Source organism: Pseudomonas sp. Irchel 3A5 (genome assembly GCF_900187575.1).
GTDB lineage: Bacteria > Pseudomonadota > Gammaproteobacteria > Pseudomonadales > Pseudomonadaceae > Aquipseudomonas > Aquipseudomonas folii.
Genome location: NZ_FYDU01000003.1, coordinates 345,770 through 370,410, shown reverse-complemented (window position 1 = coordinate 370,410; position 24,641 = coordinate 345,770). Strand labels below are relative to the sequence as shown.

The window sequence follows — 24,641 nt, the reverse complement described above, 5'->3', positions numbered from 1 at the left end:
GCCGCCCCCACCACGCTGCCGAGGTTGCCTACATGGACGTTCATCAACTGGCTCTGCTGAGCCGTCAGCCTTCTGCAGCCCTGAGCGATCGCCCCAATTTCTGCGGCATGCCCAAGCGCGGCCTGGCGTTGATCCTGGCCAATGCGATGTTCTGGCAGCCGTTGTTGGTGCAGGCCGAAGGTATCGTGGTCAGTGGCACCACCAACACGAGCCTGAATCAGGCGGGCAACGGCGTGCCAGTCGTCAATATCGCCGGGCCGAACGCCGCTGGCTTGTCCCATAACCAATACCAGCAATACAACGTCGACAGCCGCGGGGTCATTCTCAACAACGCCACCAGCCAGACCCAGAGCACCCAGCTGGGCGGCATTATCGTTGGCAACTCGAACCTAAATGGCCGCGCCGCCAACGTCATTCTCAACGAAGTGATTGGCGCCAATGCCAGCCAGCTCAAGGGCTACACGGAGGTGGCCGGGCAATCGGCACGAGTGATCGTCGCCAACCCCTACGGCATCAGTTGCAACGGTTGCGGCTTTATCAATACCCCGCGCGTGACGCTGACCACGGGTAAGCCGATGCTGGACGGCAATGGACAGCTTGACCGTTTCAACGTGCAAGGCGGCAGCGTCTCCATTGATGGCGAGGGGCTGAACGCAGGTAACGTCGACCAGTTCGACATCATCACCCGCAGCGCGAAGATCAACGCCGAGCTACATGCCAATAAGCTCAACATCATCGCCGGGCGCAACGACGTCGACGCCAACACTCTCAACGCCACGGCGCTGGCCGATGACGGCAGCGCAAAACCGGAACTGGCCATCGACAGCTCGGCACTGGGCGGCATGTATGCCGGGGCGGTCAAACTGGTAGGCACCGAAGCGGGCGTCGGTGTGAAGCTTGCCGGCAACCTTGCCGCCAGCGCAGGCGATATCCAGATCGATGCCAACGGCAAACTGACCATGGTGCAGGCCGCGGCCAGTGGAGCAATTTCCGCTAAAGCCGCCAGCGCGGACATCAATGGGCCCGTTTACGCAGGGTCGTCCACCACAATTTCCACGACCGGCGACCTGGCTGTGCGGCAGAACATTGCGGCGCGGGATGTCGTGAGTTTGTCGGCAGGCGGCCAACTGACCAACGCGGCGATCATCGAAGCCGGAGTCAATGCCGACAACAGTCGCAACGCAACGGGTGACGTGATCCTGTCAGCCAGCTCGCTGACCAACACCGGCAGCGTGACCGCCAGCCGCAACCTGCAAGCGAACGTCACTCAGACCCTGACCAACAAAGGCGCAACCCTGAGCGGTCAAGCCAGCACCGGTATCACGGCGGGCACGCTGGACAACCGCCAGAGCGGCAAGGTCCTGAGCCAGGGCGGTACGGTGGCGTTGAATGTCGACCAGCTACTCAACGAGAAAGGCACGATCACCAGCGCCGGGAAGCTCACTGTCAACGCTGGCACACTTAATAACAGCAGCGGCCGGATCAGCAGCGATGCGGATCTGGTGCTGACCGCAAACGGCGCGGTCTTGAACCAGCTGGGCGAACTCACCAGCGCAGGCTCTACGACCTTGACCGCCATGAGCCTGAGTAATGGCGACGGTCAGATCATGGCCGACCGCTTCCTTAGTCTGATTGTGACCAATGTCGTCGACAATCAGGCGGGGACGCTCGGGGCTGGCCTGGGTCTGGATATCAAGGCGGCGAGTATCGACAACCGCCGCGGTACCCTTGTTACCGACGGCAATGCCAGGTTGGCCGTCACCGGCACCTTTGACAATCGCGCGGGCGGTAGCTTGCAGACCAAGGGGCGAGCAGATATTTCCACCCTGAGTCTGAACAATCAGGGTGGTTTCATTCGGGCTCAGACCGGCATGCAACTGCTTGTGGACTCTCTCGACAACAGCCAGATCGGCCTCAGCGGTTCAGGCATCGGTTTGATTTCCAGCAATGCGGGGCTTGAACTGGTAGGCATGCAACTGGACAACCGCAGCGGTCGGCTCAACGCCGACGGCCCATTGCAGATCACTGCGGGTACCGTGCTCAACGACCAAGGCCGTATTGCCAGCCAGGCCGGTTTGGTTGCTGCGATCGACAGCCTTACCCAGAAGGGCGGCGAACTGGTTGCGACAGGCGACCTGACCTTGACGGGCAAGACGCTGGTTAATCAGGCAGGCGGTCTGGTCGGCTCGACGAAAACGGTGAACATCACCGTGGACAACGTCGACAATCGTGGCGGCGAGATATCCAGCGATACAAGCCTGGACATCATTGGGCAGAGCCTCGACAACAGCACCGGCGGCAAGGTGCTCGCCGGTACTACGCTGGGCCTTGCGGTGGCCAATGTTATCAACGGTAAAAAAGGATTGTTGTTCGGTGACACGGTCACGGTCACTGGCGCGAGCCTCGACAATACCGGGGGCAGGTTGGCCGCGCAGAAACGCATGAACCTCGATCTTTCAGGCGTGCTGGATAACAGCGCTGGCCTGCTGAGCAGCGAAGGCACATTGACCGTCAAGGCTGGCTCTGTGATCAACACCCTGGGCAGTCTCTCCAGTGCCGGTGAGTTGCAGGTCACTACTAATGGCGCGTTAAACAACCAGCAAGGTTCGATCACGACAGACGCCGGTCTAGTGCTCGTCACCGGCAGCCTCGATAACAGCAACAAAGGGTCGTTGGCTGGCAAGGGCGCAACACGAGTCGAAACAGGTCTGTTCGACAATAGCCAAGGCGGTTACCTGATCAGCAGCGACACACTGCAACTGACCGCAGCCAAGGTTATCAACCAGAGTGCCGGGCGTATTGCCAGCGCATTAGCCCTGACCGCCAGCGTCACCGGCCTCGACCAGCAGGGCGGCGAGCTGTTCAGCAATACCGCCTTGAGCCTAGATCTAAACGGTGGCCAACTTAACAACCAGGGTGGCCTGATCATGGCGCCCGGCGCGTTGCTGCTGAAAAACCTCAAGGGCGTGGACAACCAGAACGGGGAAATTTCCAGCGAGCAATCCTTTGATCTGAGCGCCGAATCGCTCGACAACAGTGGCGGCAAACTGCTCAGTAACCAGACTCTTACGCTGGTGGTAGACAAGGCCCTGCGCAACCTCAAGGGCACTATTTCTTCAGCCGCCCTGAGCATTTCCAGCGATAGCCTGGACAACACCGAAGGCCTGATCAGCAGCCGTAGTGCTTTGGATCTTACAGTCGACACCGCCCTGACCAACATCGAAGGCACGGTCATTTCCGACGGTGATCTCGAGTTGAATGCGAGCACCGCGAACAACACCAAGGGCCAGATAGCCAGCAAGCAGAACCTTAATGCCAATGTCGACCGCTTTGAGCAGTTAGCCGGCGAGCTGGTGGCACAAGGCTCGCTGACCTTAACTGGCAAAGAATTGGTCAACGGCGGCAATGGCTTCGTGGGCGCGACGCAAGGGCTGAATCTGATTGTCACTGACGTGGATAACCGCAGTGGCGAGATCTCCGGTCAGGGCGCAATTTCCTTCACCGGTGACCAACTGAATAACAGCGACGGCGGTCGGGTACTGGCGCAACAAGCGTTAACCGTCGATATGGCCAAGGTCATCAATCGCGCAGGCGTACTGCAGTCGTCCAAGGCGGGTCTGACTCTGACCGGTGTGTCGTTGGACAATACCGGCGGTTACGTCTCCGCGGTTCAGGGTGTCGGCATCGATCTATCCGGCGCTCTGGAAAACAGTAGGGGGCTGATCAGCAGCGAAGACCAACTGACTATCGAGGCCGATAGTCTGGTCAACGCAGCAGGCAGTGTTTCCAGTGCAGGCAAGCAAACGCTGAAAGTTGTCGGAGCCATCAACAATGACAGCGGTGAACTGGTCACCGACGATGCCCTCGATCTGAGGAGTGCCAGCCTGACCAACCGCCAAAGTGGCACTATCAGCGGCAAAACGCTGCTGACTCTCAACACCGGCAACTTCGACAACAGCTATAAGGGGCGGGTAAGCAGCGGCGACCAACTACACCTGACCGCGGCCAAGCTGATCAACGGAAGTGAAGGCAGCATCGGCAGCAGCAAGGCGCTGGTCGCCATTGTCACGTCGCTGGATCAACAAGGAGGACGCCTCTTCAGTAACACGTCCCTGAGCCTCGATCTGAATAACGGCGAGTTGAACAACCGGGACGGTTTGATCAATGCGCCTGGCACCATGCTGCTGAAGAACCTTGGAATTGTCCTCAACCAAGGCGGAGAAATCTCCAGTGCCGAGGCCTTCACCTTGTCCGCCCAGGCTTTGGATAACAGCGGCGGCAAACTACTCAGCAACCAAAATCTGACCCTGCGCGTCGCCCAAGCGCTGAATAACGTCAAAGGTACGATTGCTGGCGCGGGAGTAGAGATAGAAGCTGACACTTTAAATAACAGCGGCGGCACGCTGATCAGTCGTAATAACTTGGCTCTCACCTTAACCGGTCAGGTTAGTAACCGAGACAATGGTCTGATCAACAGCGGTGGTGCATTGGTCCTGACAGCTGCCAGCCTCGACGCGGGCAATGGCGGTGAGGTGTCCGCATCAGGCGATATGACCCTCACTCTGGGTGCGTTGTCTCTGGACGCCGGTCGCCTGATCGGTGATGCCGCGGTGTCCATTGACCTCAATACTGGCGACCTGAGCAATCAGGGTGGCCTGATCACCGCCAAAGGACCGCTGACCATCAAGCGGCTCCGTGACCTTTACAACCAGAGCGGCGAAATTTCCAGTGGCCAGTCTTTTACGCTGAGCGGTCGCAACCTGAACAACAGCGGCGGCAAGATCATCAGCAGCAACCTGCTGACGTTGAATGCCCCCACCTTGAATAACCAGGGCGGCCTGTTTTCCGGCTGGGAAGGTGTGACCGTCACAGGCGGCGCCCTCGACAATAGTAGTAACGGCACGGTATCCAGCCGCAACGGCGACGTAAATGCCACCCTCAGCGGTGCGTTGCTAAACAGCAATGCAGGTGCGCTGGTCAGCCAGAAGGCTCTGACTGTCGGAGCGGGTAGTCTCGACAACTCCAACGGCATCCTGTCCAGCGGCGCTGGTCAGGTGCTGACGATCACTGGCCTGCTGAACAACAGTCAAAAAGGACTGATCGACAGCGGCGCGGGTCTGGATATAAGAGCCGACACGCTGAATAACAGCGCCGGTAATGTCACGGCGCAGAAAGATGTCACTGTCCAGGCCCGCGCGCTGGATAACAGCAGCGGTAACTTCAGCAGCAAGGGCGCTATGACCCTAGAGCTGCTGGGCCAACTGGTTAACACCCAAGGCAAGCTGGCCAGCGGTGGCGCGATGTTGTTGCGCCGTAGTACCCAGATCAACAACCGGGGCGGCCAGCTGGTCAGTCAAGGGCTGATGACCCTCAATACCGGCAGCCTGGATAACTCCGGCCGGGGCACCGTAGCGTCCAACAGCAGCCTGATACTCAATGCGACTGGCAAGGTATTTAACAACGCGGATGGCCTGATCTATAGCCAGAACGCTGACCTGCAACTGACAGCGGCCGCCATCGACAACGCTCGCGGCACACTTCAAAGCCAGAGCACGCTGAACATCGTCGTTTCCGGCGACATCGACAACCAGAGCGGCCGCATCATTGCCCAGGCAGGGACGTTTGACGTCACAGCCGCCAACTTGGACAGCCGCGGCGGTGTACTGTCCAGTGTGCAAGGAGCATTTACAGCTACCGTCACGGGTGTGCTGCGCAATGGTTACGACCTGACCAACAATCGCCAGGGCGGTGTGATCCAGGCGCATAGCATGAATCTCTCGGCGCTGGGCGGCTTCGATAACAACGGCGGCCGGATCTCGGCCCGTACCGGCGACGCGCTTATCACCACAGGCAACTTCGATAACCGCAGCGGCGGTCTGTACGGCAAAGGTCTGATGCGCGTCATTGCCCGCGGCTTCGACAACAGCGCAGGCGGACAAATCGCTGCGGGCCAGATCGATCTGCGGTTGAGTGGGGCGCTGAACAACCAGACCGGCATCGTCGAAAGCGACAGTACTTTGGCAGTCGCAGCCACTGCCGTTGATAACCAGAGTGGACGACTGCGTGCGTTGGGCTCCAGTGGCAAGGCCGACTTCCAGATCGGCAGCCTGTTCAACAACACAAACGGTACGCTAGACGTCGCCAACACTAACCTGACACTCAATGTACCGACCTTCCTAAACAGCGGCGGCAGCCTGCTGCACACCGGCAGCGGCAAGTTCGACATTTCCACCCGCAATGTCATCAACGCAGGTGGTAGCGTCCTCACTCGAGGCGGCCTGACCCTTACGTCAGACAGCTGGACCAACAGTAGCGTCATTCAGGCAGGAGATTTGACCGTCAATGTGGGCACTTTTCATCAGACCGCCAGCGGGCAACTTCTCGCGTCTACATCATTTACCGGGTTAGGTGGGAACTGGACCAATGATGGGCTGATTGCCAGTGATGGCGGTATAGATATACGGGTTGATGGTACTTATTCGGGCAATGGTAGGACAAGCAGTGCCGGTCTGTTGGCGCTCAAAGCCGCACGAATTAATCTAAGCTCGGCTACTGCCGTTACGGCTGGTACAAGCGGGATAGTCACCAGTGTCGGAGGCATTAGCAACTTTGGGCGCCTTTCCTCAATAGGGGACCTTGTTGTTAATGCCGGGTCCTTGGACAACCAAGGCACGTTAGGCAGCGCTAGCAATTTGCGAATCAACACTGAATCGCTGAGCAATCAGAATGGCCTGATATTCAGTGGCGGAAATATGGCGCTGCGTGTAAACGAATTCACTAATCGATTTGCAGATGTTTATAGTTTAGGCGATCTCAGTGTTGCTCGGGATGATAATAACGGCTGGAGCTCCGTTATCAATAACGTATCTGCGACCATGGAAAGTGGTCGGGATATGACGCTTGCAGCTAATCAGATAAATAATCGCAAAGATGTTTTTGAGGCGGTTGGTGGCTTGGTGTCGGGCGCGATTGGAGTGCAGTGCAATAGCTGTACGGTCTTGAGGAATAGAGCTGAATCCAGTCATCTCGTCTGGATTGAAAACTATTCGTCCACCGTGATTCAGGATTCAGCATCTTCTAACATGATAGCCGGAAGCAATTTTACCGCCAACGGAGGCGACTTTACCAACAATGCCTCAGTGATCACTGCAGGCAAAGATCTCAGCCTCAATCTTAGTAATTTCTCGAACAAGGGGGCAACAACAGGCGATTACACCCTCAGGCGCTCCTTAAGCGCGCCCAAAGACCTTAAATCTTGGCGTGCGATTATGACCTACAACGCCGCCAATGATCCTGCGTATGGTTCTTTGGATTCCTCGAACTTCTTCAGGCCAGCGATGCACTTTTGGACTGCTAGTGGCGAAGAATCCATAGTTGGATTCGGTACAACTGGTAGCGGAGGTGAAAGAACACCTCAGGTGCGATATGCTACAATCTGGATCGATGACCTTACCTCTGGATATCAACCTCCAAAACCTACTTATGATCGGGGAATTCGAGTTGACGCTCCGGCGGCCATAAGAAATGCTAATTTTTCTGAAAATGTAATTATATCCAACAGTAGCTCAAGTGCTGCAAACGCCATCGTGCAGGCTGGTGGCGCTGTGCGCATAAACGCCACTCAAGACATTACCAACGGCGTTGTTCGCGAGGGTATTACTTTAGGATCCGGCGCGTCTCGTGTTGGCGTCACTGCACTTAGTGGTAGAGCTGCACCTACGGTTGTTTTACTAAACGCCCAACTCCCACCAAACCTGGCTCAACAACAAGTCAATCCACTTTCATTACCTGGCTTCAGCCTGCCCACTGGCCAGAATGGGTTGTTCCGGCTAAGCAGCCAAGCCATAAACGCCACCAGTACCGGTGATAAGCCTTCGCCAAGCTGGACTTTGGGCGCAGCAGCCGTTTCACTCCAAGAACGTGACCGTGAAGTAACACCCGCCCCGGCACGTCTCACTGCGTTGGGCTCGATCGGCCAACTGACTGGTTCAACGCGCCAACTGGGGGCGACGGAGCGCCTGAGTTCTGTTTTGGACACCCAGGCATCCGCATACGACACCAGCGCCCCCAACTCCTCAAACAATGGTGGCCTGCTAATCCCAGCACACAGTTCAGGCGTCGCGAACGGTGTCGCCTCGGTAGGCCGGGTGCAAGGTTTGCCAAGTATCATCGGTAAGTCCAAGCCTCAGAAATATCTGATCGAAACCAACCCGGTATTGACCGAGCTGAAACAATTCATGAGCTCGGATTACCTGCTTTCGAAGTTGGGCTACGACCCTGATACGAGCGCCAAGCGATTGGGCGATGGACTGTATGAACAACGTCTTGTGCAACAGGCTGTCGTCGCCCGAACCGGCCAGGCATTCTTGAGTGGGCAGACGTCCAATGAAGATCAGTTCCGCTATCTAATGAACAATGCGATCGCCAGTAAAGATCAGCTAAATCTTTCAGTAGGCGTATCGCTAAGCTCACAGCAAGTGGCGGCCTTGACCCACGACATCGTGTGGCTCGAAGAGCACGAAGTGAACGGCGAGAAAGTGTTGGTGCCGGTCGTTTACCTGGCTCAGGCAGACAATCGTCTGGGCCCTACAGGGGCGCTTATTGCGGGTAAGGATGTCAGTCTGATTGCCGGTGAAAACCTGGATAACGTCGGCACATTGCGCGCCCTGAATAACCTCTCGGCGGTTGCCGGGAAGTCAATTGTGAACGACGGCCTGATCGAGGCAGGTAATCGTCTGGAGTTGCTGGCTGGTAATGACATCACCAACAAATCAGGCGGAATCATCGCCGGACGAGATGTCTCAGCTACCGCTGTCAGCGGCGATATCACTAATGAGCGCACCCTCACTTCAATGGATAACAGCACAGGCGGGAAGGTCCATAAAGACTTCGCCGACAGCGCTGCGCGCATCGAAGCGACCAATGATCTGAGCCTGAAGGCAGGTCGGGACATCAACAACGTCGGCAGCGTGTTGCAGAGTGGTCGCGACATGACGCTGGATTCGGAGCGTGACACCAACATTACCTCAACGCAGGTGACCCAAAGTAAATTCATCAACCGCAACAACAACAGCAGCGCAATTACCCAGGTAGGCTCTACCGTAACTGTAGGGCGTGATCTGACCATACAGGGTGGTCGCGATATAAATGCCATAGCCAGCCAGATCGACGTCAAACGTGACATTGCCATGGCCGCGACGGACAACGTGATCATAAGCTCGGCTGCGGACGAAGAGCATTCCTATAGCAAGAGCAAGAAAGTCACTCGTCAGGAAGACCACGTAAGCCAGGTCACCACCGACATTACTGCCGGCGGTAGCGTCGTAGTAAGCGCGGGGCAAAACTTGGCAATAGTATCCAGCCGCATCACTGCAGGTAACGAAGCCTACCTCGTCGCTGGCGGCAAGCTCGACATACTCGCCGCTCAGGATAGCGATTACTCCCTTTACGACATGAAGAAAAAGGGCAGTTGGGGCAAGAAGAAGACCCGGCGCGACGAAATCACCAAAGTCACAAACATCGGCTCTACCATCACTACAGGCGGCAACCTGCTGCTGGCCAGCGGGGGGGATCAACACTATCAGGTCGCGAAACTTAACAGTGGCGGCGATCTGACTATCAACAGTGGCGGGGCTATTGCGTTTGAGGGGGTCAAGGACCTGCACGACGAGAGTCACGTCAAAAGCAACAGCAACTCCATGTGGTTTTCATCCAAAGGCAAGGGCAAAACCGATGAGACCCTTCGACAAAGTGAGCTGAATGCGAAAGGCGCGATCATCATTCAGGCCGTAGATGGTCTGCAGATCGACATCAAACAGGTCAATCAGCAAAGCGTAAGTCAAAGCATCGATGCAATGGTCAAGGCCGATCCACAGCTGGCATGGCTTAAGGACGCCGAGAAACGGGGCGACGTTGACTGGCGCCAGGTCAAGGAGATCCACGAGAGCTTCAAGTATGCCAACTCAGGTTTAGGCCCGGCAGCACAGGTCATCATCGCCATCCTGATGGCTGCAGTAATGGGCCCTGCAGGCTTTGGGCTGCTCGGCACGTCCGGTGCGCTCGCTACGAGCGTAGCGACGACTGCCGCCACTAGCGTCATTAATAACAAGGGCAACCTTGGCGCAGCTTTCAAGGATATGACTTCCTCCGAAAGCATGAAGGGCTATGCCCTGTCAGCAGCGATGGGCGGTCTGATGCCCACGATTGATCCTACAAAGTTAGGACTTAATCTCGCCAGCCTCTCGGCCGTTGCAAGCAGGGTAGCTACAGAATCCTTACTCAAAACCGCCATTATGGGTGGCAGTTTCAAAGATAATCTGGGTTCGGCTGCTCTAGGCGCGGCAGTCAGTATTGGTGGCGCGAAGATCGCACACAAGATTGGTGATTTCACCGTATTTGAAGACGGCAAACTTACCAAAGTCGCAATGCACGCCGCACTGGGTGGGCTAATGGCAGAAGCCATGGGCGGTGATTTCCGCTCTGGCGCCCTCGCGGCTGGGGCTAACGAAATGGTAGTGGAATATCTCGCCCGCCAATTGCTGCCAGCCAATGGTGACCCCAGCAGTGATGCATACCAAGCTGGAGTCAGCAAGCTGTTGACCGCGTCCCAATTAATCGGAGCGCTGACTGCAGCAGCGACGGGGGGGGACGCGTCAGCTGCTGCTGCGGTGGCAGCCAATGGCACTCAATACAATCAGCTTGCCCATTTCCAGCTCAAGGAAGCCGCTCAAAAACTAAGAACATGCACTCCTTCCGAATGTGAGGCGATTGTTGCTGAGTACAGGCAGATCAGTATTGAGCAGGCGATTGACGCGCTCACTAATTGCATGTTCGATGTTTCGTTATGCGTTGCTCCTTCAAGAGATGAAGCTAATACGGCCGCTAACCTTTCGAGCATTCATGAGGCGTTGGGGGATGGGTCTAACTATGCCAAGGACGCGCTGCAGGTCCTGATCAACGAAAATCTCGGGTTCCAGGGCATTATGGCTATGGCCACGACCGGGGCGACCTCCGACGCCATTGCGTCTGCGGTGCAAGCCCAATTCAACCTTACGCCTGAGGAAACTAGTGCTCTAAGTCAGATCATATCTGAGGGGCTGGGTGCAGCTGCTGGGGGCCCAGTCGGTTTTAGGCAGGTGTTGAAGGCAGCATCAGCGCGTGGTAAAAATAATGCACAAGCGCTGGGTGATGCTGTTGGTGCAAAAGAGGTAGCAAGCCCAGATGCGACGGGCGGGAAGAAAGTTGGTCCAGAGACCGACCTAGCCCCCGAAGTAAATCTGCATTCAGATGGAAGCTATCGAACCCCTGACGGAAAATTTGCTAGCCCGAAGGGTCTAGCTCCTCCGGGAACAGTTAAGGCAGATGAGTTTGCTAAGCATTTAGAAGCAAATGGAATGGAAGTTGTAGGCACTGAGATGGTCGTTAAAGGGCCTCTCGGTGATCGTAGGTATGACATTGTAGTCCGTGACGCAAATGGTAAATTACACGGTCTTGAGGTGAAAAGCGGAACTGCTAGTAAGACCAGCTATCAAGAATTCACCGATTATTTTGTCAATCAGTTTGGGGCGCAAGGGAAGGGACGGCTAAAAGGCGAAGTCATCGAAAGCGCTACAACAGTTTATGTGCCGTGAAGGTGAGGAATATGAAGCTCGAAGCCGAAAATAGTCCCGTATTAATTGACGTTAACCAGGCGCAGCTTGTAAAAGTGTTAAAAAAATTAAAAAGCTACGGTCCAAGCTCATACGCATGCATAACTGACGACGACGGTAATTATGTGCAAGTGGCAGGAGGCAGATTCACTTGCTTTATTGAAAGATATGACGCAAAAAGTAAAGCTCTGTTTAGAGGGTATCATTCAAATTCCAGCACGAACTTTGAAGATGGGAGCTTGCTGTCGTTTGGTGCAGGGCGTGTTCAATTAAAGAAAGATGAGTGGTTTAATATTGACGATGTGATAGAAGTTTTCTCCCGATTCAATCAGAATCAGCCTTTACCAGAAAATATTTACTGGCGCGAGGTAAAGATTTTGAATCAGAGCGACAGTTGATGAGTTGGTCCAAAAGGAATACTTACACCTAAAGACTTTCCTGAGGTCTCAACAAAAATAAGCCAGAGGCAGAATCGTCATACTTCAGGGACACAGCAGCTTGAGGAGCGGGGGAGCGTTGGTTTCGTGAACAGTGTTTCAGATGCTCAAAAAGTGCTTGACGCTTACCACTCCGGCCAAGTGAAAATCCTAGGAAAGAATGGTCAAGGTTTTCCAGTGGTTAAATTTGAGGGTGTTACTGGAACTAACGTTAATCTCGGCGTTGGTATAACTGATCAGCCGACTAACGTATTTGTTATCAAGGGAACAAAAAAGCCGAGCATTGTCCCCACTAATCCAAACTGGAGTCAGAAATGAGTGATCAGCCTGTGCTGGAAGATTGGAACTTTCAAGTGCTAATGCTTGTTCAGGCGTTGGTAGGGGCGGTTTCTGCCAACTTTAGAATGGTCGCATTGCTGTGGTGTGGTGATGAGTGGGTATTGAGGTTCTATCTTGAAAAAAACCTTGAGGATGACGTCGAGGAGATTGAAGATATTGTTTGTCAATATACGGCATATCAAAATTCTAGCTTGAGATGCCGTTCTGAATTGATTGTGGGTAGCGAAAGACTTCCGGTGTTATCTGAGCTTGGGCGGGTCGTGTACCGTCGCAGAGAGGCCCTTGGCAGTTAGTTGGTGCAAAAGGCGCAGGTACATCTCTAGAGCGAGGTCTTGCCTACGACAACCCATCTAACCTTATCCAAAGCCGTGTAAGTGAAATTCAGTCACAAATACCTGCGAATTCTCAAGGCCGAATAACTATGGGTGTTGCGGTAGTAGAGGATGCCAATGGTGTTCGCTCTGTTCTGGTCAGTACAAGTGAACCTCGTGGCTATCTTCGTCCTGGAGTGAGTTTGCAAGAAGGCGAGAAAGTAGTTGTTGGAACTGGCCACGCAGAAGCGGATATTGTCAGCTATGCCAACGCTAACGGATTGAAAGTTGTTGATATCGGTGCGACACGTCCTGTCTGTGCATCATGTCAGAACGTAATTGAGCCGACAGGGGCCAATGTGTCAACGCCATTAAAACCACTGCCAAAGGCTAAACAATGATTATGCGTTTAGAAATGGTTGAGAAAGGACTTGTAGAAAAGCTTAAGTTGGTCAGTGAGGAGCAACGAAGAGTTGCTGTAAAAGTGGCTTGCGAACTTGCTTTTCAGGCTTGTCCAGTAGAAGTGCCTATTGTTGTCGAGTCTCTTAGGCAAACGCTGTCTGGTAATAGACTCACAAATGATCAGGTTTCTGGGCTAGATGCCTTAGCTGCACAGTTAGATGAGAAGTATTTTGACTTGCAAGACAGCCTGGATGAAGGGCAAAACTTAAATCTAGAAGGTCTTCAGTTGTTTAGCCAAGCTCGTGCTGTATCGGCGCTGTCCTTAGCTGGTGGAGAGAATTCGCTTATGACAGCGACCGAAGCAATATATGAAGCATCGTCAGCCGTTGATGATGGAACTCATATTTTTAAAGCAGTACTTTCGGTTTTGCCAGAGTCTTAATCATCAGGTGTTTTGCTTTGGCTGAGATCCGGCGCACTCTTGCGCCGGTATTTCCAGTTTCTGTTGCGCCCTGATAGCACCCTATTTGCACTCTTTCTGCATCCTATTTGCCACTGGCTGGGGTGATACCCAGTTGAAAATCCACTTGGGCCGATTGAGCGAACTGGAATACCTGCTGCTGCATCGCAAAGGATTAGCGCATGAATACACCCTGACCTATGACGGCAAAAGCGGCAACCAACCGCACTTGATGGGCTTGATCGATGCCGACCAGCTCGACAATAAATCCGCACGGTCGGGGGAATCAGAAGAATGGTCGGACTCAGGTCGGGCCATGGTCGGTAGTCAGTCGGACAGATTGAACCACGCGCAAAGCCACGCCGTTTCTGGCCTTGAGCCGAAAGCGGTCGGCCTGAACGAAAAAGCACTGATCCAGCCGCCACAAAAAAACCACTCCGCGTTGTCCAGCGCCGTCTAAGTCGAGGTGGTTATGCCGAAAAAAGGCGAGAGCAAAAAGCAGCGAGTTTCGGAACAAATCATTGGCCCGCTGGGCGATCCCGGCAGCCTGTATTTTCAGATGAAACAGTTCCTGCAATACCAGCGCGAACGTGGTTATTCCGAGCGCACCGTGGGCAACCGCGAAAGTCTGCTGATTGCGTTTATCCGCTGGTGTGATGAACGAGGTTTGACGCGGCCACAGGAAATCACCCGACCGATTTTAGAGCGCTACCAACGTCATCTTTTTTTGTATCGAAAAGCCGATGGCGAAGCGCTGTCAGCGCGAAGCCAAACGGTGCGCATTACACCGATTCGAGTCTGGTTCAAGTGGCTGACCAAAACCAACCGAATCCTGTACAACCCGGCTTCCGACCTCGATCTACCGAGGATGGAACAGCGTTTGCCGAAACATATCCTCAGCAGCGACGAAGCCGAACGCATCCTCAATGTGCCAGACACCCAAACCTCGACCGGCATCCGCGACAGGGCGATGCTGGAAACCCTTTACAGCACCGGCATGCGCCGCATGGAGCTGATTGGCCTGAGTTGGAGCGCCATCGATTACGAGCGCGGTACGGTGATGATTCGCCAGGGCAAGGGCAAAAAAGACCGCATGATTCCAATTGGCGAACGGGCACTGGCCTGGATCACCAAATACCGCGACGACGTCCGGCCCCATTTTGTCTTGGGTCAGGACGATGGCACGTTGTTTTTGACCCAGCAGGGCGAAGGATTCAGCCCCAACCGCCTGACGCAACTGGTGCGTGAACACATTGAAAAAGCCAACATTGGTAAGCGTGGCAGTTGCCATTTGTTCCGCCACACCATGGCCACGTTGATGCTGGAGAACGGTGCCGATATTCGTTTCATCCAGGCCATGCTCGGGCATGTCAGCCTGAACACCACGCAGATTTACACCCAGGTCAGTATCCGGGCGCTCAAGGAAATTCATACCGCGACCCATCCGGCACGTTTGCAGCGTCAGAACACAGCCAGCCAAACCATGGCTGAACCCCTTCCTGACGACCCCGTTGAGGCTCTGTTAACCGCTCTGGACGCCGAAGCGGATGAAGAGAGTGAGCAGGCCTGACAAATGGCAGAAAAACACCTGACAAGCACCTGAAGCGATGACAAATGCCTGACAACCTCCCTACAAATGCCTGACATCCCCGCAGGCCGCGAAGCGGCCTCAATCAACGGCAAAAAATACAGGCACGCCATGGATGTATACATCCGGTGCCAAAGGGGTGCCCTTTGAAACCCTAAGCCGCCTCTACGAGTCGATAAATCTGAGTCATCTTTAGGACCGGAAATGTTTTGTGGCCACCGCCTGCACGCAGTCGATGTCCGCAAAACCCTGATCAGGGCTGCGCCCCGACACCCCTTTAGGTCCAAAGCCTAACGCGCTGCGCTTGTTGGCCACAGCCGACACGGCGGCTACGCCACCGCATCGTCAGGGGCTACCGAACGGGCATCAGCCAGGTACTTCGCCACTGCATGCAGGCTCATCAGAGTCGATAGGGCAGACGGTCAGCTTCACGCCCAGCGTATGCACGATCACCAGCAGCGCGTCCAAGCGCAGGGTGTCACCGGCGCTGAAAAAACCTTCCAACTGATCGTGTGTAAGCCCTGTTGCTTCGGCGATTACACCGATGCCCTTGGCGCGTGCCGCCATGCCTAATACCTTGCCGACGTAACCTGCATCACCCGTCTGAAGCGCATCCGTGAGAAAGATGGCCACCGCTTGCGGGTCGGTCATGGCGTGCGCTGGATCGTATGGCATAAGTAGCTCGGGCATGGGAAATGGCTCGTGTGACAGAGATTTAAAATAGCGCATTGAGTGTGTTGAAACGGATTCAAAACCCGCGTCGGGGTGGTTTTATTCAGTGAGCGTGAATCAGCTGGGCCGACCGGCGCGCAGGCCGCGCCACGTCTGGCGTTGCGCGTGTAGACAACGAAAATCGCGTCGGGTGATACTGTTGGTCCAAAAGCGACAGGAGAATTAGCTAGTTCTGGTGGGAAACCCACCGTTGAGTTATTTGGTGGGAAAAATGCTCAAACTCCTGGTGCTATAAACGTGGATATCCGAGCAGATATTCAGTCAGGTATCCGTGCAGATGCTACGAAGCTACCTTTTCAGGATGGAACGCTTGGCGAAGTAATCGCTACAAATCCATATATGGGGCCTGGTGGGAAGATGATGGACTTTTTGTCAGAAGCTACTCGTGTAGTTGAGCTCGAAGGAAAAATATATATTAACGCGAATACTGCAAATCCTTACGGTAAATTGCCTAGTCAGACGGAATTGGATTCTTTAGGGTTGAGGGTTGTGCAAAATAATGGCGCTTTAGACTCGCGGTTTTCCGGTCAGACATTTATGCAGCCAGATGGAGTGACACCGGTTAAAGATGTTTCTAGCATGAGGACGATCGTTTTGGAGCGAATCAAATGAGACTGGAAGCTGACTTTGATTCGCTGGATACATATATGTCTGTGTATGGAGACAGTTTTTATTCAAAAAGCACCCTGAAAATTTATTTAAAGGAAGGGCTTGGGGTGTCTTTAGAAGTAAGAGATATTTTCCCGTGGAGGTATCTCTTTGATCCTTGGAGTGGGAAGAAATATCGTGATGCTAAGCTGGTTGATGGGCTTCTAGTTGCGCAGTTAGAAGGTTCTGGAGAATGGGTTGAGTATAAGGATAGAACAATTAGTAAGGAGGTCTTGAAATATGAATACGTTGGAGGCTGTTGGTTTGTTTTTGAGGGCGTTTCTTTTTCGGTTAGGAAAATAGAAAAATATGAAGGAGGTTGTAAGCAGGCGGAAGGGAATGAGTTGGTAGATGAGCTTGAACTTCCAAAGCAGGTGCCCCTAAATGTAAAAACGTTTTTTTTAGAGGGTGTGCTCGACACTCCACCTAGTCCTGGATGGGTATTTTGGGAAATTCACGCCAAATCATTTCACATAGAGATTCCTGAAAGTTGAGATCCAAAAGGAGCAGGTGTTGAGGTAGGTGATGTTGCTGTTGTCCGGCCATCGCACAAGCAGTCCGAAATAGATGTTGGAGCTGACCTTGGTCAAGGTGCTCGCCCGCAAGTTAGTTACAAAAATGGAAAAGAGGAGCGTTACGGAGCATCAGGCAGTGTTCGCCCTGACTGGTGTATCGGTGAAGTGTGCAGTGCTGAGGTGAAAAATTACAGCATTGCGACGAATCAGCATGGTTTAATCAGTAATGTCGCCAAACGCTGCACTGCAGCGTGCGAAGGATTTGCCGGAAGGTATGCAGCAGCAAGTAGTTATTGACATTCGCGGCCAAACTGTAACGGATGCACAGAAAAATGCAGTGATCAAAGGCATTGTGCAGAGATCAAACGGCGCAATCGGTCCCACTGATATAAGGTTTAAAACTGAATGAGAAAGCTGGGGTTTGATGGGGGGCATACGGTATATGAATTGGGGCCAATATCGGATGTTGTGTTGTTTTTTGAGTGTCTCAATGCTTTCGTAGTCAGTAAGTATCCAGATAGGGATTGGAGTTTGTTATCTGATCGACTTTATAAACGCTATTTGCGGAGAGGCGAGCTAGACGAGTCTTTAGCACTGATGGAGGAAGCAAAAAGCATATTCTTGACACTACCAAGTTCCTCTGTTGAATGGGATGAGGATATGCAGGCTGATCGTGATAGAACATGGTTGGATTCTAGGGTGGATAACTTGGGGGAGGTTTTTTATAGGTATTTTGACTTGTTCTCAAAGGCTAAGGACTCTGCTGTTTCATTTTTGGATGAATTTGGAATCTATCAGCCTGTCAGAATCTTAGCGTCTGATATACCTGCTTTATTTTTTGAGAAAAATAGGCCGCTAAATGAATACGATGCGCTTGAGTTAAGTAGTTTGCCATTTTGGCTTCGTTAAACTGGCCTTTCATTCACATGAGTTTTGATCTTATCATATGAAAGCCTTAGATGGAGAAGGTGGGGGAGGACCATCATTGTGTACGCCTAGTTAGCTAACCTGGAGCTTCTAGATAAAGGCAAGGCGTCCACAAGCAGTAACTGTGATTTATTCGGGTCTAAATTTTTATTAGAGATTGAGTTCGTGCTGAGTGGAAGAGTTATCCGAGTCATCGCCGGCGACTCAGATAAGCGGGCATAGAGTTTTTATTTGCTTAATAATGGTCTGACCTCAATTCTTCTGCGACAGGAGCCAGTGCCGGCTTGGGTACTGCCATGGCGGCGGCTGGTAGTTCGGCAATGGTAACCGCGGGCACCGCGACGAGAAAATGGGGTCAGACCACCATTGTTTTATCATCTTGAAACTATCACAATGGACTTTCCACAATTTGGACCTGGAGGGGCAACTCAGGCGGTTACTACAAAACCGATTCTCGTTAATAAGGTGATTGACACCAAGACCGGGGAGGTGCTTTATGAGCGTGGAAAATAGATATGAGTGGGAGGTTGCCTTCAGAGGGTTGGAGCGATTCTTTGATGAAGGCATGACTTTGTGGCCGAAAGATAAGTTTGTCTTGTTATTTTCAAGCGAAGAGAGTGCTAATAGCAGTTATGTACTGGAGCAGTTGATTAATCTCGAAAAGCAAGGAGCTATCTCTTTTGTAGGTACTGATAAGGTGTATTTTAAAGTTCTGAATGTCTAGGTGGTGCAAAAGCACCTGGCAATTAATTACTCAGTATGGGCCTATGAATCAAGGGCCATTACCTAAAGAAATTGCGGACACATTCCTTAGTGGTACTTATTCTGAAGTTGTTACACAGCAGCCGACCGCGTTGTATCGCGTTTGTGGAGGGGCTGCGCAGGAGTTGGGTGGTTATTGGACCGCGACAAAGCCAGCAGGCTAGGAAAACCTGATTTTAAGTTGATGCAAAAGTTGCAGGTGCTGATATAGGTGATGTTTCGGGTGTCCGGCCTCGCGCAAGCAGTCCGAGATAGATGTTGGAGCTGAACTTGGTCGAGGTGCTCGTCCACAGGTGAGTTACAGGCTACGTGTTAGCCAGTCAGAGATATTCCCCCAAATTCGAGATCGCAGCTCTTACTCCTCGGAGATCACCTGCCCCACGGCAACAGTCAGATACCACTTCCAGAAAGCACGCCGCAATTCCGGGTCGCCATCGTCCGATAATCTGCTCGCGAACGCCAACCCTCCCGCAAACGCTGATGCGACTAAATAATCAGGCTCAAACGCTTCAGGATCCAGGTCTTGATCGCGTTGGTTGTCGTCATCGTCGAATTGAACGTCAGCGACTGCCGTTACGATTGTGTTGGCAGCAGCGTGCCCGACAAACATTGCAGGGTGCTCATCGGCTTCATACTCTTCATTCTCGACCACAGACACATAAAAATCGTCTCGTATGGCAATTGCGTCTGCTTCATCAAAAGCGCCACTGGCAGCTTGAAGCGCAGCGGTCAGAACCTGTTCAATGCGTTGAGCATCACCAAACTTCTTTGTCCAGAACCCAATGCCGTATTGCACGCAGGCGATATTCAGCTTTGTCAGTACCTGCTTTTGCTCGCTGGGGTTCCTGTTTTCAATGATCATCGCCCAGAGACGAGTTCGCAGAGGGCGTGCTAGCTCACCCTTGGGCGAATTTTCAACTTCAGTCAGGAGCTTTGTGATGAACGCTTCGTGTTCTTTTTTCATTTGAGCCTTGTGTGGGGTGGGCAGTATTTCCGTACTGAAACGATGTACGAGGTTCTCAGGCTTCTGCATGAGCTATGGAAATATGTTGATGTCAGCATAGTTGATGTTGAAATTCTTCAGGATAGTCATCGCCGTCTCCGAAACGACTAATCCATTGCTTTCGGCCACGCCAAAGTCGTCGACCCCAGCGACCCCATTTACCTGCAACCAATAAAAATCAGGTAAGGTTATATCGGGGTAAAGCTCCAGAAAGTTTTCTGATTCTGAAATGATGACGGACTCAAATGACACGCCTGAACATTTGCCCGCCGATAAAGCATCCGCAAAGGTGCAGGTACAGATAAAACACGGGAACATCTCTAGTAGCTCGTCACCCAGCCAGCCTTCAAATTGATACTCAAGTTGACTGACCTTTGGCGGCCAGCTCCCGGTGTCCATGACCGTCCGGTCTCCCAGGCTGCCGGCGACTTCGGGCTCTACGTAGTAATAACTCATAAGTGTTTCTGCTCAATATTTGGCTTTTTTCAGCACATACTCATCTTGATGCTTCTCTAGGGCAAGCATACCCAAATCTGTTCCAGCTCATGGCTCGATTGTCAGCTGAGCCAATTCAGTAAGCTGTCCTGTGCCCTGGTCACTGCTGCAGATGGGTTAGCATGGCGTCTACGTCGCGTGAGCCAATCGGGCGGGTGAGCGCGCAGCATCAGTAGGTCGGTCCATTACGGCGTATACAGGATGCACAATCTGCATTTTGTCTTTACAGTTGTTGAGGCGTGCTGCTTGGCTGAGATGCGGCATTGGGGGCATAAGACAGTCCGGTATCCGGATCAGGAAGTCTACAAATACTGATATGAAATTATAATGATGAACATTGATGTGGAACTTGAAAGGATAGGAAGAAGTCGGTTTTTTTCCAATATGGGCGTTTTGCTCTGTGGAGAGGAGCGTATTATCTGTATCGAGAATGTGCGTAAGGTATTTATTGAGCCCTCGGAACTCGATTTTCAAGGGTGCTACGAGGAAGTTGAGTGGCTCCCCACCTCTCCATCTCAAGGTGATCCGTTTTATAAGCTACCCAAGCCGCCTAAAGAATTAACCGGGCTTAGAATGGAAATCAATAAGTCTGTGATGGCAGCCACAAGAAATGTGGGGAAAGAGTTGTTCTTGTGTGGGTCACATGATTTTAGCGCTGCTGCTAGAAATGGAATTTGTTTTGCTTTCCGGCAGTATGTGTCTGAGCGTTATCACGGTCTTGGTGAACATTGGAAGGAAATCGTAGAAATTTATTACAAAGGGCATTGGCCCGTTGGATTTACGAAAAATAAATTGGTTGTCATCTAGTGGGTGAGGCTCATCCGTAGGTCGTTTCAAAATGACTCCAGGAAAAATGCATACCAAGGGCAAACATGAAAAGTTTTCTGACATTAAAGAAAGTAGTAGGGTGTATGATAGTTTTCTCTGTCTTTTATCCACAGCTTTCTTTAGCGCTACCTACGGATGGAAATAAAGCCATTAATGACCAATGGATCACTCATTATTTTGGCAGGTTTCAACTGGATATCCCTGCAGGGTCTGAAATTGCCGCCGACTACAAGCTCTACAATGAAAAGGTCGACCTCATTAGCACGAATGGAAAATCCGACCTGAACTCGATTGTCGACCAAAAAATTGAAGAGCTAAAAAAGGGAATCGCACACGGCACATCAAGCAGATATGAAAAAACGATACCCTTAAGTAATGGCAGCGTATTAATACTTTCCAGACTGGATAAGCTTTATACCTTTCATGCTTATCTTCTTACGTCACAGAACACCCTGTACAACATGCTGGTGAAATCGATTTCGGCTAAAGGGATAGAGGGCGCGATAAACAAAACCCGCCTGATAAGTGAATCCCTATTTTCCAGACCTCCCCAAGACGCTCCACCCCGAGGGGCTTTTGCTTTAGAAGAAGGCTATACCACCCTGGGGGCAGCTCAATCTCTGGAAGGTGTTTACATGGGCGCACAAATCTCAACGCACCCAGGCACGTTTGTCAGTCTACTCACTCAACGAATAGCTGAGCATGATGACTCATTAATGACGCGCTTCGAGGAAGAAAATGGCGGCGTTGTTTCAGGTATGGGCGACCTGTTGACCAGAACAAAAACGCTTAGAAAAAGAACGCGCAGGGTGGGCGACATCGAAGCAGAGGAGGTTGCTGTTGCAACGTCAATCGATGGAAAGCGTTTTTACACGTTTCAACTCGAGTATGAGGGCCAGCTAAAATCGAATACTCGTCCGTTTATAGATTTGAGATTGGGTACACATGAGGTCGGAAGTGACTTCAAAACCGATGAAGAGGCGCTAGCGTTTTGGGACAAATTAGTCGGTAGTTTGAAAGCACTCCGTTGATTTCAAATCGCGGAGGTGCCTGCGCCACACACAGCATTTACTACCTTGAAGCTCTAATAAAAATCACACCCATTCCCTGCATGAAAATCGTGTGCGTATGGCTTCAGCTTGACTGCCCGAGGAACCAAGGGGAAAGATATCCCTTTTCGGCTCATCCTTGGGTCGAAATGCTATAGGGAAATTCCTTGATTGATTTAAGAAGTCCTGACGAAGTTCTTGAAGAATACGCTGAGCGCTATGATTCCCTGCTTCCCCTGCCTTCTCCACAGTTACTTCAGCGCATGGATTACCTGTTGACGTCTGACGCCCCAAGGTTACCCGTGGTGAAGCCCGAATGGATCGCCTCGCGCAAGTGCACTTTGACCGAAGCAGAGGCGCTGGATCGGGCAAAAGGTTGCCTGCTTGGACTGGCCATAGGCGACGCCGTGGGCACAACACTGGAGTTTTTGCCTCGTGATCGTAGCCACGTTCATGACATGGTGGGTGGCGGTCCCTTCAGGCTCAATCCAGGAGAGTGGACCGATGACACCAGCATGGCGCTCTGCCTGGCAGACACTTATCTGGCGAAGGGCAGTTTCGACCTTATTGATTACGCGGACCGACTAGGCCGCTGGTATCTAAGCGGCGAAAACAGTCATAACGGTAAGTGTTTTGATATCGGCAATGTCACTCGAACTGCGATCGAAGAAAGGCTGAAAAATGGTGGCTTATGGCATGGAAATGATGCGCCATCCACCGCGGGTAACGGCTCGATAATTCGCTTGGCCCCCACTGCGATATTTCATCGACATACGCTCTCGGCTACGTGGCGTGACAGTGCGGCCCAAAGTTACTGTACGCATAGGGCGCTGGAGGCCGTCGCGTGTTGTCATCTGCTCGGCGCACAGTTGCACCTGGCCCTCAATGGTGCAGACAAAGAAGAAACCCTGTCTCCCATGATTCGGCCCTTGCGGCCAAGAGCCTTGATCATCAATGCGGGCGAATACAAAGAAAAAACCAGGGACCAGATACGTTCCTCAGGCTACGTCATCGACACACTGGAAGCAGCACTGTGGGCAGTGTGGAATACCGACAACTTCAAAGAGGCGATTCTGTTGGCTGCCAATCTGGCTGATGATGCCGACAGCGTAGCCGCCACCGTCGGACAAATCGCTGGTGCTCTGTATGGGGTGTCGGGTATGCCGGTGGAGTGGGTCAGGAACGTCGCATGGTCAGAGTATATTCAGGGGCTGGCTCAGCAATTGTTCGAGCGTGCGCCGCTGCATGATCCTTTGGAAGAGTCTATCCGCGATTGATAGACCTCGTTGTATGACCGACATCCAGTCCAGGTAACTGCTACCAAAAAAAATCGTGGTTCGATGATGAAAAACCTCTTTATCAGGATGATGACTGCCTTTATGGGTAAGCGTAAAAGAAAGACACTTCCGAAGGATTTCGATCAGTTGCTGAAGGACGCCCCGCTTGCCGAGTTGATCGCAGTGTTCGATGTGTGCGAGCTCGAAGCCACCGGGGGCTACAATAAAAGCACCGCGCTTGGTTTTTATAATTGCCCCGATGATCTGGTCCGGTGGTTGGTAGAGCAGGGCGCAAACGTTGATGCCCGTGACCTGTATCAGCAAACGGCTTTGCACCATCGTAGTTCGAGCTGGATAGGAGGTGTCGATCTGCTACTGGACCTGAGTGCTGATATGGAGGCCCAGGACTCTCAAGGCCATACACCGCTGCAGGTGGCGGTAGAAAGTCACAAGGCCGATTCAATCGCTGCTCTGATCCGTCGAGGCGCCAATACGGAGGTCAGAACACGGCGGGGACACGCCCTGTTGCTCCTCGCGCTGCTCACGACGTCCAACGGCGACATTCGGGCTACTGCCGAAATCGCTGAGATCCTGTTGAAGGCAGGTTCGCAAGTCGAGGACGCTATGCGATCCGAAGTTGAGCGTATCGGTCGTCAATTCGAATTTCACCGGGCCGACTTCAACCCTGATTACCTGGCGGCAACCGATGCAGCCCTTGCCACTCTCTATCGTCTTTTCAACGTCACTCCAGTTGCCGCGCGCAACATCCATGACGGCCAGGCTGCGATAGTCGTGACAGCCGATGACTGGCCTGCCCGGCATCAGCAATTGTGGGAAATGCTGGTGCCATCCTCTGGAGCAGCAACGACCGTGCAAGGTGAGGCCATCCGCATCAGTGGTCGTATCTCGATAGAGATCAACGAAAATGGCTCGGCCAACTGGGACGCCGACTTCAAAAAAATGCTTGATGCGCTCGTGGGGCATTTAGGCAGTGCCGTGCCTTTAAGTGGTCTGGAACTGGCCGAAGCCCGCACGCTCGCTGCCGCACTGAAAAACGGTAACGATCCCGCCGGGCACACCGATCGCCTCTGTGAACTGGCCGTATGCTGGGTCATCGCCAACCCGCAGCCAGTGCTGTTGAGTACGCCTTCCTACGGACGATAAACTCAGGTGCTGCCTTGGTAAGGCTCGCATCAGGTCATGATGAAGACAGGCCCCAA

Annotated in this window: 20 protein-coding genes; 17 read left to right on the top strand and 3 right to left on the bottom strand. The window is 52.8% G+C overall.

Annotation, left to right across the window (positions count from 1 at the left end):
* Window positions 1–32 precede the first annotated feature (32 nt).
* The 8 genes from CKW31_RS06455 to xerC all read left to right on the top strand — a co-directional run bounded on the left by CKW31_RS06455 (window position 33) and on the right by xerC (window position 15,167).
* On the top strand, window positions 33–11,630 hold the full coding sequence (locus CKW31_RS06455; protein ID WP_095093542.1) for a filamentous hemagglutinin N-terminal domain-containing protein: 11,598 nt from the start codon (window positions 33–35) through the stop codon (window positions 11,628–11,630).
* Between the two features lie 11 nt (window positions 11,631–11,641).
* On the top strand, window positions 11,642–12,046 hold the full coding sequence (locus tag CKW31_RS06450) for a hypothetical protein (protein WP_010428178.1): 405 nt from the start codon (window positions 11,642–11,644) through the stop codon (window positions 12,044–12,046).
* Between the two features lie 18 nt (window positions 12,047–12,064).
* Window positions 12,065–12,403 (top strand): polymorphic toxin type 50 domain-containing protein, encoded by a 339-nt coding sequence (locus CKW31_RS06445; RefSeq protein ID WP_176469808.1) that lies wholly within the window; start codon window positions 12,065–12,067, stop codon window positions 12,401–12,403.
* Window positions 12,400–12,717, top strand: coding sequence for a hypothetical protein (locus tag CKW31_RS06440; protein ID WP_095093541.1), 318 nt, complete (start codon window positions 12,400–12,402; stop codon window positions 12,715–12,717). The genes CKW31_RS06445 and CKW31_RS06440 overlap by 4 nt, the downstream gene beginning before the upstream one ends.
* A 128-nt stretch (window positions 12,718–12,845) precedes the next feature.
* Window positions 12,846–13,136 carry a hypothetical protein gene (locus CKW31_RS29470; protein WP_141230115.1) on the top strand — a complete coding sequence of 97 codons (291 nt, stop codon included), beginning with the start codon at window positions 12,846–12,848 and terminating at the stop codon, window positions 13,134–13,136.
* Window positions 13,133–13,579: a hypothetical protein gene (locus CKW31_RS06435; protein ID WP_095093540.1), complete on the top strand. Its 447-nt coding sequence runs from the start codon at window positions 13,133–13,135 to the stop codon at window positions 13,577–13,579. The genes CKW31_RS29470 and CKW31_RS06435 overlap by 4 nt, the downstream gene beginning before the upstream one ends.
* Before the next feature lie 133 nt (window positions 13,580–13,712).
* Complete coding sequence (locus CKW31_RS06430) at window positions 13,713–14,057, top strand: hypothetical protein (RefSeq protein WP_141230114.1); 345 nt, start codon at window positions 13,713–13,715, stop codon at window positions 14,055–14,057.
* Between the two features lie 12 nt (window positions 14,058–14,069).
* Window positions 14,070–15,167, top strand: coding sequence for a site-specific tyrosine recombinase XerC (gene xerC, locus CKW31_RS06425; RefSeq protein WP_095093538.1), 1,098 nt, complete (start codon window positions 14,070–14,072; stop codon window positions 15,165–15,167).
* Window positions 15,168–15,551: 384 nt separating this feature from the next.
* Here xerC and CKW31_RS06420 read toward each other — a convergent pair whose 3' ends face one another.
* Window positions 15,552–15,875 (bottom strand): addiction module antidote protein, encoded by a 324-nt coding sequence (locus tag CKW31_RS06420; RefSeq protein ID WP_095093537.1) that lies wholly within the window; start codon window positions 15,873–15,875, stop codon window positions 15,552–15,554.
* 279 nt (window positions 15,876–16,154) lie between these two features.
* On the opposite strand from CKW31_RS06420, the gene CKW31_RS06415 reads away from it, so the two are divergent.
* The 5 genes from CKW31_RS06415 to CKW31_RS06395 all read left to right on the top strand — a co-directional run bounded on the left by CKW31_RS06415 (window position 16,155) and on the right by CKW31_RS06395 (window position 18,731).
* The gene (locus CKW31_RS06415; RefSeq protein WP_256582501.1) at window positions 16,155–16,529 is read left to right on the top strand and encodes a hypothetical protein; all 375 of its coding nucleotides are present in this window, start codon (window positions 16,155–16,157) and stop codon (window positions 16,527–16,529) included.
* Entirely contained in the window at window positions 16,526–17,059 is a 534-nt protein-coding gene (locus CKW31_RS06410) for a hypothetical protein (RefSeq protein WP_095093536.1), read from the top strand. The genes CKW31_RS06415 and CKW31_RS06410 overlap by 4 nt, the downstream gene beginning before the upstream one ends.
* 247 nt (window positions 17,060–17,306) lie before the next feature.
* Window positions 17,307–17,489: a hypothetical protein gene (locus CKW31_RS29760; protein WP_176469796.1), complete on the top strand. Its 183-nt coding sequence runs from the start codon at window positions 17,307–17,309 to the stop codon at window positions 17,487–17,489.
* Entirely contained in the window at window positions 17,486–17,989 is a 504-nt protein-coding gene (locus CKW31_RS06400; protein WP_095093535.1) for a hypothetical protein, read from the top strand. Before CKW31_RS29760 ends, CKW31_RS06400 begins: the two co-directional genes overlap by 4 nt.
* A 514-nt stretch (window positions 17,990–18,503) precedes the next feature.
* Entirely contained in the window at window positions 18,504–18,731 is a 228-nt protein-coding gene (locus CKW31_RS06395) for a hypothetical protein (RefSeq protein ID WP_095093534.1), read from the top strand.
* 393 nt (window positions 18,732–19,124) lie between these two features.
* Here CKW31_RS06395 and CKW31_RS06390 read toward each other — a convergent pair whose 3' ends face one another.
* Both CKW31_RS06390 and CKW31_RS06385 read right to left on the bottom strand, forming a co-directional pair.
* Window positions 19,125–19,733, bottom strand: a complete 609-nt coding sequence (locus tag CKW31_RS06390; RefSeq protein ID WP_095093533.1) for an Imm5 family immunity protein — start codon at window positions 19,731–19,733, stop codon at window positions 19,125–19,127.
* 72 nt (window positions 19,734–19,805) lie between these two features.
* On the bottom strand, window positions 19,806–20,228 hold the full coding sequence (locus CKW31_RS06385; RefSeq protein WP_095093532.1) for a hypothetical protein: 423 nt from the start codon (window positions 20,226–20,228) through the stop codon (window positions 19,806–19,808).
* 366 nt (window positions 20,229–20,594) lie between these two features.
* Here CKW31_RS06385 and CKW31_RS06380 point away from each other — a divergent pair, with 366 nt between their 5' ends.
* From CKW31_RS06380 to CKW31_RS06365, 4 genes are all read left to right on the top strand, one after another.
* On the top strand, window positions 20,595–21,074 hold the full coding sequence (locus CKW31_RS06380) for a hypothetical protein (RefSeq protein ID WP_256582500.1): 480 nt from the start codon (window positions 20,595–20,597) through the stop codon (window positions 21,072–21,074).
* A gap of 65 nt (window positions 21,075–21,139) precedes the next feature.
* Entirely contained in the window at window positions 21,140–22,126 is a 987-nt protein-coding gene (locus CKW31_RS06375) for a T6SS immunity protein Tli4 family protein (protein WP_256582499.1), read from the top strand.
* A 185-nt stretch (window positions 22,127–22,311) separates the two neighbouring features.
* Window positions 22,312–23,421 carry an ADP-ribosylarginine hydrolase Tri1 gene (gene tri1, locus CKW31_RS06370; RefSeq protein ID WP_176469795.1) on the top strand — a complete coding sequence of 370 codons (1,110 nt, stop codon included), beginning with the start codon at window positions 22,312–22,314 and terminating at the stop codon, window positions 23,419–23,421.
* Between the two features lie 102 nt (window positions 23,422–23,523).
* Window positions 23,524–24,585 (top strand): ankyrin repeat domain-containing protein, encoded by a 1,062-nt coding sequence (locus CKW31_RS06365; protein WP_095093531.1) that lies wholly within the window; start codon window positions 23,524–23,526, stop codon window positions 24,583–24,585.
* The last annotated feature ends 56 nt before the right edge of the window (window positions 24,586–24,641 follow it).

Excerpts from the sequence above, each read along its gene's own strand:
- CKW31_RS06455 (WP_095093542.1), top strand. The coding sequence starts at position 33 with ATGGACGTTCATCAACTGGCTCTGCTGAGCCGTCAGCCTTCTGCAGCC.
- CKW31_RS06450 (WP_010428178.1), top strand. The coding sequence starts at position 11,642 with ATGAAGCTCGAAGCCGAAAATAGTCCCGTATTAATTGACGTTAACCAG.
- CKW31_RS06440 (WP_095093541.1), top strand. The coding sequence starts at position 12,400 with ATGAGTGATCAGCCTGTGCTGGAAGATTGGAACTTTCAAGTGCTAATG.
- CKW31_RS29470 (WP_141230115.1), top strand. The coding sequence starts at position 12,846 with ATGGGTGTTGCGGTAGTAGAGGATGCCAATGGTGTTCGCTCTGTTCTG.
- CKW31_RS06435 (WP_095093540.1), top strand. The coding sequence starts at position 13,133 with ATGATTATGCGTTTAGAAATGGTTGAGAAAGGACTTGTAGAAAAGCTT.
- xerC (WP_095093538.1), top strand. The coding sequence starts at position 14,070 with ATGCCGAAAAAAGGCGAGAGCAAAAAGCAGCGAGTTTCGGAACAAATC.
- CKW31_RS06420 (WP_095093537.1), bottom strand. The coding sequence starts at position 15,875 with ATGCCCGAGCTACTTATGCCATACGATCCAGCGCACGCCATGACCGAC.
- CKW31_RS06410 (WP_095093536.1), top strand. The coding sequence starts at position 16,526 with ATGAGACTGGAAGCTGACTTTGATTCGCTGGATACATATATGTCTGTG.
- CKW31_RS29760 (WP_176469796.1), top strand. The coding sequence starts at position 17,307 with ATGTCGCCAAACGCTGCACTGCAGCGTGCGAAGGATTTGCCGGAAGGT.
- CKW31_RS06400 (WP_095093535.1), top strand. The coding sequence starts at position 17,486 with ATGAGAAAGCTGGGGTTTGATGGGGGGCATACGGTATATGAATTGGGG.
- CKW31_RS06395 (WP_095093534.1), top strand. The coding sequence starts at position 18,504 with ATGAGCGTGGAAAATAGATATGAGTGGGAGGTTGCCTTCAGAGGGTTG.
- CKW31_RS06390 (WP_095093533.1), bottom strand. The coding sequence starts at position 19,733 with ATGAAAAAAGAACACGAAGCGTTCATCACAAAGCTCCTGACTGAAGTT.
- CKW31_RS06385 (WP_095093532.1), bottom strand. The coding sequence starts at position 20,228 with ATGAGTTATTACTACGTAGAGCCCGAAGTCGCCGGCAGCCTGGGAGAC.
- CKW31_RS06380 (WP_256582500.1), top strand. The coding sequence starts at position 20,595 with ATGATGAACATTGATGTGGAACTTGAAAGGATAGGAAGAAGTCGGTTT.
- CKW31_RS06375 (WP_256582499.1), top strand. The coding sequence starts at position 21,140 with ATGAAAAGTTTTCTGACATTAAAGAAAGTAGTAGGGTGTATGATAGTT.
- CKW31_RS06365 (WP_095093531.1), top strand. The coding sequence starts at position 23,524 with ATGGGTAAGCGTAAAAGAAAGACACTTCCGAAGGATTTCGATCAGTTG.